The 7,821-nt window shown below is 58.2% G+C and carries 6 protein-coding genes; all 6 read right to left on the bottom strand.

Annotated features, from left to right (window positions below; all coding sequences use genetic code 11):
- Nucleotides 1-31: 31 nt before the first annotated feature.
- Nucleotides 32-931, bottom strand: coding sequence for a hypothetical protein (locus ACFP6B_RS09995; RefSeq protein WP_377129684.1), 900 nt, complete (start codon nt 929-931; stop codon nt 32-34).
- Nucleotides 932-1,641: 710 nt separating this feature from the next.
- A complete protein-coding gene (guaA, locus tag ACFP6B_RS09990) occupies nt 1,642-3,234 on the bottom strand; it encodes a glutamine-hydrolyzing GMP synthase (RefSeq protein ID WP_237194664.1) in 1,593 nt (530 codons plus the stop codon).
- Nucleotides 3,235-3,306: 72 nt separating this feature from the next.
- Nucleotides 3,307-3,858, bottom strand: coding sequence for a DUF3817 domain-containing protein (locus tag ACFP6B_RS09985; protein ID WP_377129682.1), 552 nt, complete (start codon nt 3,856-3,858; stop codon nt 3,307-3,309).
- Nucleotides 3,859-3,929: 71 nt separating this feature from the next.
- On the bottom strand, nt 3,930-4,877 hold the full coding sequence (locus ACFP6B_RS09980; protein WP_377129680.1) for an SURF1 family cytochrome oxidase biogenesis protein: 948 nt from the start codon (nt 4,875-4,877) through the stop codon (nt 3,930-3,932).
- A gap of 89 nt (nt 4,878-4,966) precedes the next feature.
- Complete coding sequence (locus tag ACFP6B_RS09975) at nt 4,967-6,094, bottom strand: GuaB3 family IMP dehydrogenase-related protein (RefSeq protein ID WP_377129678.1); 1,128 nt, start codon at nt 6,092-6,094, stop codon at nt 4,967-4,969.
- Between the two features lie 109 nt (nt 6,095-6,203).
- Nucleotides 6,204-7,721 carry an IMP dehydrogenase gene (guaB, locus tag ACFP6B_RS09970; protein WP_377129676.1) on the bottom strand — a complete coding sequence of 506 codons (1,518 nt, stop codon included), beginning with the start codon at nt 7,719-7,721 and terminating at the stop codon, nt 6,204-6,206.
- Between the last annotated feature and the right edge of the window lie 100 nt (nt 7,722-7,821).

The following is a 7,821-nucleotide window of genomic DNA, read 5'->3' as shown; positions in this document are numbered from 1 at the left end:
CTCATATTTTTGCCGCGGGTGGGGCCGTTGTCTAGTTGGTGGGGGTGGGGTGCGTGTCTACTTTTGAATAAGCCTCATACATTTCATTGAAAAGCTTGCCCGTAAAATCGGTAGTTAAACCAATCTTATAATAGATTCCCAAGTCATCAATGACTTTAGTGAAAATCCGCTTCAGCTGAGTTTCCCCATTCTGCACCCTGTTCAGGTTCGAAGAGTTAAGGGTATTCCCCAGGGTCGTAACAATAAGATTCTGTTTTTCAGTAGGAATGTTCTTATGGGAGAGATAAGATTTAATCTTCCGGAGCACCTTCTCGCCATCAGTTTCACCTTCCTCAGTGGAAGATCTGAGTTCATCAACAGCGAGTGGAGCTACTTTATCAGGCACACCTAAGGTTGCAATGATAGATGCAGCTACCAAATAAACCCGGTCGTTCTCAGAAATTCCTTTTTCATTCTTATAAATGTCATTATTGAGTCTGCGGAGATTAGTCTCAATTTCTTCTTCACGCCGCTGCTTAATAGCTTCTTTCTCATCATCGGAAAGATGAAGGCTCTCAATAATCTCAACAAAATTCTGGAAGTTATGAGGCTTTAAGAAAGAGAGATCATAGTATCTGCCAACTTCTTGACCAACGCCATGGTTTTCCTTACCCACATAATAAACACCAAATTCAAGCGTTAGCTGACCAGCTACATCCTTATAGCCGGTAATACCAATAGCAATAATCCGCTCATAGTTAGTGTGGTGCAGAATAGCATTTGCATAGTGAACAGCACCATTTACCGCATAGTTATTAATGTTCTTATAGTGAGCTTCGTCTTTGGTGGTTAGGTTCTCTACCTGCCCAGCAGAGTTGAGTTTAACGAGCTTGCCCTCATAGCCCTTATACTCAATTAGAACAGGCCAGTAATTCAGCTTCCCGTCTCTCAAAAGCAGCTTGACGTCCGGGCGGTTGCCCCCCCTCCACCGTTCTTTGACGCATAGCTTGAAAGAGCCTTCTCAATCTCTTCATTCAAAAACTCTTGTTCCAGTTTATAATCCAGCTTGTAGCTTCGAAGCTGATTATTAATGAAATCAGCAACCTGTGGCTCAACAGACTGCGTTTTATCCCTAGCCATACTGATTAACTACTTTCTCTCATGAAGTGTCCTGCTCAGAATATACAAAAAGCAGAAAATTCGATTCATCTTATGCAATATGGTGCAGAATAAAAATAACATCCTGCACCCTAAATAACTCACTACAAAAAGCGAAGGAGCGAGCAAGCTCACCCCCTCCCCCGAGGCCCGCTACGCTATGGCCTCGGAATAACAAAAATTTTATTTCCCCCTGTTGGGGAAAATCAGCAGAGGAGCTCACTACGTTCGCGAGCTCCTCGCCTCGCCGCTGCGCTATGGTCGGCGAATAAATTGATTTTCTATTTCGCCTTTTGGCGGAAAATAAGGAGAGGAGCGAGCAAGCTCGCCCCCTCCCCCGAGGCCCGCAAGCGGCAGCCGCGCTAAGTCAACTAAACCGCTCGCAGGCTCGCGGAATAACAAAACGAGGAGCTCGCTACGCTCGCAAGCTCCTCGCCTCGCCGCTACGCTACGCTCGGCGAATAAACCAAATTTTTATTTCCTCGCTCGCTCGGAAAATTTGGTTTATTCCCACTCAATCGTTCCCGGAGGCTTTGAGGTGACGTCCAGAACCACTCGGTTCACCTCAGCAACCTCATTCGTAATCCGGTTAGAAATCTTAGCCAGCAGGTCATAAGGCAGACGTGACCAGTCAGCAGTCATCGCGTCCTCAGACGACACCGGGCGCAACACAATCGGGTGACCATAGGTACGGCCGTCCCCCTGCACACCAACGGAACGGACGTCCGCCAGCAGCACCACGGGGCACTGCCAGATCTCCTCATCCATGCCCGCGGCAGTCAGTTCCTCGCGCACAATCAGGTCAGCAGCACGCAGGATATCCAGGTTATGCTTTGTGACCTCACCAATCACGCGGATACCCAGGCCAGGGCCGGGGAAGGGCTGACGGGCAACAATCTTCTCAGGAACACCCAGCTCACGGCCAATAGCGCGAACCTCGTCCTTGAAGAGGGTACGCAGGGGCTCAACCAGCTCAAACTGCAGGTCATCAGGCAGGCCACCCACATTGTGGTGGGACTTGATGTTCGCAGCGCCCTCTCCACCGCCAGATTCAACAACATCCGGGTAAAGGGTACCCTGCACCAGGAACTTGATGTCAGTACCTTCAGCACCGGCCTCTTCAATCAGCTTGCGCTGGGCAGCTTCGAAGGAGCGGATGAACTCGCGGCCAATAGCCTTACGCTTAGCCTCGGGCTCAGTAATACCGGCCAGAGCACCCAAGAAGCGCTCTGACTCATCAATGGTCACAACCTTGATACCCATGGTTGAGGCGTAGTCCTGCTCCACCTGCTCACGCTCGCCTTCGCGCAGCAGACCGTGATCGATGAAGAAGCAGGTCAGCTGGTCGCCCACAGCCTTGTGAACCAGGGCTGCGGCAACAGATGAGTCAACGCCACCGGACAGGGCGCAGATGACCTGGTCATCGCCCACCTGCTCACGGATCTTAGCAACCTGCTCTTCAATGATGTTGCCGGTAGACCAGGTCTTCTTCAGACCCGCTACGTTGAAGAGGAAGTTCTCCAGGGCAACCTGGCCGTAATCGGAGTGCTTAACCTCGGGGTGCCACTGCACGCCACCGAACTTACGCTTCTCATCAACGAAGGCTGCAACAGCTGCGCCGGGGGTCTGGGCCAGCACCTCGAAGCCTGCGGGGGCTTCAGAGACAGAATCGCCGTGGCTCATCCAGACGTTCTGGGTCTTGGGGGTACCGGTCAGGAAGGAAGAGTTCTCTGCACAGACCACGGCGTCGGTTGCGCCGTATTCGCGCAGGCCGGTCTTAGCGACGGTACCGCCGAGGGTCTGGGCCATGACCTGGAAGCCGTAGCAGATACCGAAAACGGGTACGCCCGCTTCAAACATGGCGATGTCGCCCTTGGGGGCGCCGTCCTCGTATACGGATGAGGGGCCACCAGACAGAATAATTGCAGCCGGGTTCTTGGCGAGCATCTTCTCGGTGGGCATGGTGTGAGGAACCAGCTCCGAGTAGACACCAGCCTCACGCACGCGGCGCGCGATGAGCTGCGCGTACTGGGCGCCGTAGTCAACGACCAGTACGGGGCGCTCTTCGAGCTCCTCGATGGGGTTGTGGGTAGTCACAGGTATATACCTTTTCGGTTGGGGTTGAAGGGTAATCCTTGGGTTCTATTCTAGTGCAGGGAAGCGCTAGACCTAGTAACGTTTAGTGGCCTGCGGGTTCGCATCAAGCAGGGCAAGGGTTTCTGCGTAGATGCGGCGCTCCACGATGAAGGACAGGAAGGGAACCACACCGCCCAGGGCCATGACGATCATCTGGGGCAGGGCCCAGCGCATGAGCAGCCAGAGACGGAAGCAGGAGAAAAGGTAGACGACGTAGAACCAACCGTGAATAATCAGGATCCATGTGGAGATGTTCAGGCCCCCGTGCAGGTTGCCGGTCTCGAGGTTCAGCCAGCCCAGGGCCACGGTTTCACCGGTCTGGGCATCGACGCCACCGGCGATCAGGTCGTAGCCGAAGATGTAGCGGCTGATCATTTCAGCAACGAGCAGCAACAGGAAGGTACCTGAAATCCAGGCGCACCACTTGTAAAAGGTAAGGGCCCCACGAATCTGGGATTCGGTTCCGCCGAACTTCTTGCGCACGGTAAAGCCGCCGGCGGCATTCGTTTCGGTAGTTCCCGCGGCGAGGGTAACTTTCTTACCATCGGTACGGTGGACGGGGCGCGGAGTGGGGTTCTCGCTCACAGCTGGTTTCTCCCTTAGCTGGTATGGGTGGTCTGTTCGGTGGTGGGCGGACGCCTGCGGTCAGCTTGCCCTTAGCGGGAGGGCGGGGCGGGGGCGTCCGGAATATCATCAAAGTAGTAGTAGGCCTGATCTGCCGGGTCCCAGTAGTAGGGGCGGCCGGTGGCCTCATCGACCCAGTATTCGCCCTCGTATTCGAAGTAGAGGGTGGGGTCGGTGGTCTTTTCGACCGAGTCTTTGAGCAGGCGGTACCAGAGGTAGAGGGCGAAGCCCGCAAAGACCAGCCATTCAAGGGCGTAGAAGATGTTGAGCCAGTCAACGGTTTCGTCGGTGACCTGCTCAGCGCGGATAGGCTGGAGGACGCCGCTGCTATCGAGCAGGGTTGCGGTAGCAGCGATGGTGCCCTGGTCGGTGAGCGGAGTGGCCCCGCTGCTTTCAGAGTCAAGGGTCAAGATGCCGTTGAAGAGGGCAGCATTCCAGACGTTGGTCAGGTAAGAGGAGTTGGCGGAGGCAAGCACTCGGCCCTTCCCTCGGTTCTCTTCGCTGACGTCCTTGCTGGTGAGCGGGGCATCGTTACCCACAACCCGCCCGGCGATGGTCACGGTGCCGGTGGGCTCAGCGGGAATCTCCGCGGTGGGGGTCCAGGCACGGGCCACCACGATACCGCGGGGCCCCTGCCCCAGGCTGGTGCTGACCTGCTGGCTGTCATCGGGTACAAAGAGGCTGACCAGCCAGTAGCCTTCAGCCCCGTCCTTGAGCTTGTTTTCTACCAGGTAGGTGGAGCCCTGCACGTAGCTGCCGGTAGCTTCCACAACTGTATCGGCCTCGGTCATGCTCAGCGGGTCGTGGGGCTGGAGCACCTGACTATAGGGGCGCACCACGTCCTTAGCCGGGTCTGCGGTGACCTGCCCCAGGGTGGAGGCGTTAATTTGCCATTTGCTGAGCATCACAAAACCGCTAGCCAGCACCAGCACCAGGAGCAGGCCAAGGAGCCAGCGGGGGGTCAGGGCGGTTTTTAGCACGTTTGCTCTTTTCAGCGGGAGGTGGGCGGACGAAAGCAGGTCAGCCCCGTGCGCCTAGAAAAGCTAGGGGCACGGGGCCGGGGCGTCATCTACTTGACGTAGGGGGTGACGTTGACGTCGATACGCTGGAAGGACTTGAGGTCGGTGTAGCCGCAGGTCGCCAGAGCACGCTTGAGAGCGCCAACCAGGTTGGCGCTGCCGTCGGTGTAGGCAGACGGGCCGTACAGTACCTCTTCGAGCGAGCCAACAGTGCCCTGGTAGGTGCGGATGCCGCGGGGGAAGTCAGCTGAGTGAGCTTCGTTGCCCCAGTACCAGCCGGCACCGGGTGCTTCAGCTGCGCGGGCCAGGGGCGCGCCAATCATGACGGCATCCGCACCCATCGCCAGTGCCTTGACCATGTCGCCGGAGCGGCCCAGGGAGCCGTCCGCAATCACGTGCACGTAGCGGCCACCGGACTCGTCCAGGTAGTCAGAACGCGCAGCAGCAACGTCGGAAATCGCGGTGGCCATGGCAGCCTGAATGCCCAGGCCGCGGCGGGTGGTCAGGGCAGCGCCGCCGCCGAAACCTACCAGCACACCGGCAGCACCGGTACGCATCAGGTGCATAGCCGGGGTGTAGCCGGTCACGCCACCGACCATCACGGGGACGTCGAGTTCGTAGATGAACTTCTTGAGATCAAGGGGCTCGCGGCGGGAGGAAACATGCTGGGCAGAGACTGCCGCACCGCGAATCACGAAGAGATCAACGCCGGCCTTGACCACGGTCTGGTAGAACTCCTGGGTGTTCTGGGGAGTCAGGGAGCCGGCGACAATGACGCCCGAGTCACGGATCTCTGCCAGGCGGGCGGTAATCAGCTCAGCCTTGATGGGCTCAGCGTAGATTTCCTGCATACGGCGGGTAGCGGCGGGGGCATCGTCAGCAGGCAGGGCGTTGATTTCGTCGAGCAGGGGCTGGGGATCCTCGTAGCGGGTCCACAGGCCCTCAAGGTTGAGGACGCCGAGCCCACCGAGCTTGCCCAGGGCAATGGCGGTGGCCGGTGACATCACAGAGTCCATGGGGGCACCGATGATGGGGGTGTCGAACTTGAACGCGTCAATCTGCCAGCTGAGGTTCACATCGTGGGCGTCGCGGGTACGGCGGGTGGGTACCAGGGCGATTTCATCGAGTGAGTAGGTGCGGCGGGCGCGCTTGGACATACCAATCTGGATGTCGGTCATGGATCTTCCTTTCACCGGTGGTAGGCCGGTTGGTGCAAACGAGCGTGGTAACGTTCGGAAGCCCCGGCCCCTCACTAGCTGGTGAGGTACCGGGGCTGGCCGCTACAGTTTAGCGACGGTAGTTGGGGGCTTCGACGGTCATGGTGATGTCGTGGGGGTGTGATTCCTTCAGACCTGCTGAGGTAATGCGCACGAACTGGCCCTTGTTCTTGAGTTCTTCAACGGTGTGGGCGCCAACGTAGAACATGGTCTGACGCAGGCCACCTTCCAGCTGGTGCAGTACGGAGGACAGGGGGCCGCGGTAGGGAACCTGGCCTTCAATGCCCTCGGGAATCAGCTTCTCTTCGGAGGATACGTCGGCCTGGAAGTAGCGGTCCTTAGAGAAGGACTTCTTGCCGCCGCGGGACTGCATAGCACCCAGGGATCCCATGCCGCGGTAGGCCTTGAACTGCTTACCGTTGACGAAGATAAGGTCGCCGGGTGATTCAGCGGTGCCTGCCAGCAGGGAGCCCAGCATCACCGAATCCGCACCCGCCACCAGGGCCTTGCCGATTTCGCCGGAGTGCTGCATACCGCCGTCCGCAATCAGGGGAACACCGGCGGGGATAGCAGCCTTAGCTGACTCATTGATAGCGGTAATCTGGGGTACGCCAACACCGGCAATAATGCGGGTGGTGCAGATGGAACCGGGGCCAACGCCAACCTTAACCGCATCTGCACCGGCGTCGATGATAGCCTGGGCGCCAGCGCGGGTAGCAGCCTGGCCACCAACAACATCAACGTGGGCTGCGGCGGGGTCCTTCTTCAGGCGGGCAATCATATCGAGCACGCCCTGGGAGTGGCCGTTAGCGGTATCAACGAAGAGGGCGTCAACGCCTGCCTCAACCAGGGTCATGGCGCGCTCGTAGCCGTCGCCGAAGAAGCCGATAGCAGCGCCAACGCGCAGGCGGCCGTCCTCGTCCTTGGTGGCGCGGGGGTACTGCTCGCTCTTGGTAAAGTCCTTGACAGTAATCAGGCCGGTGAGCTTGCCGTCCTTGTCGATCAGGGGCAGCTTCTCAATCTTGTTTTCTGCCAGCAGGGCGAAGGCTTCGTCCTTGCTCATGCCCTCGTGGCCGGTAATGAGCGGCATCTTGGTCATGATGTCGCGCACGCGGGTGGTCTCAAAGGTGGACTCGGGCAGGTAGCGGGTGTCGCGGTTAGTGATGATACCGACCAGTACGTTGTTCTCGTCCACAACGGGAAGGCCCGAAACCTTGTAGTGGCCACACAGGGCATCGAGCTCGGCAATGGTGGCGTCGGGGCCAACGGTGACGGGGTTGGTAATCATGCCCGATTCGCTGCGCTTGACGCGGTCGACGTGGTCGGCCTGGTCAGCGATGGAAAGGTTACGGTGAATCACGCCCATACCGCCCAGGCGAGCCATGGCGATAGCCAGGGCTGACTCGGTCACGGTGTCCATCGCTGCCGAGATAATCGGTGAGGCGATGGAGATGCGCTTGGTCAGGCGGGTGGTGGTGTCTGCATCTGACGGGATGACGTCGGTGTTGCCGGGCAGGAGCAGCACGTCATCGTAGGTGAGGCCGGTGAAGCCGAAGGGGTCTTCGCTCAGTGCAGTGGGAGTAGTCATGAAGGGTTCGCTACCTTTCGAGGGTATTCAGGTGGGCGCTTAGCGACACTGGTTTTAATCTTAGTCGGGTTAGCCCCGATGCGCGAGCGTAGGGCCCGGG

Source organism: Rothia nasimurium (assembly GCF_042660305.1).
In the GTDB taxonomy this organism is placed as follows: domain Bacteria; phylum Actinomycetota; class Actinomycetes; order Actinomycetales; family Micrococcaceae; genus Rothia; species Rothia nasimurium.
Note: the sequence above shows the minus strand (reverse complement) of the source record. Positions and strands in the feature narration are given on the sequence as shown.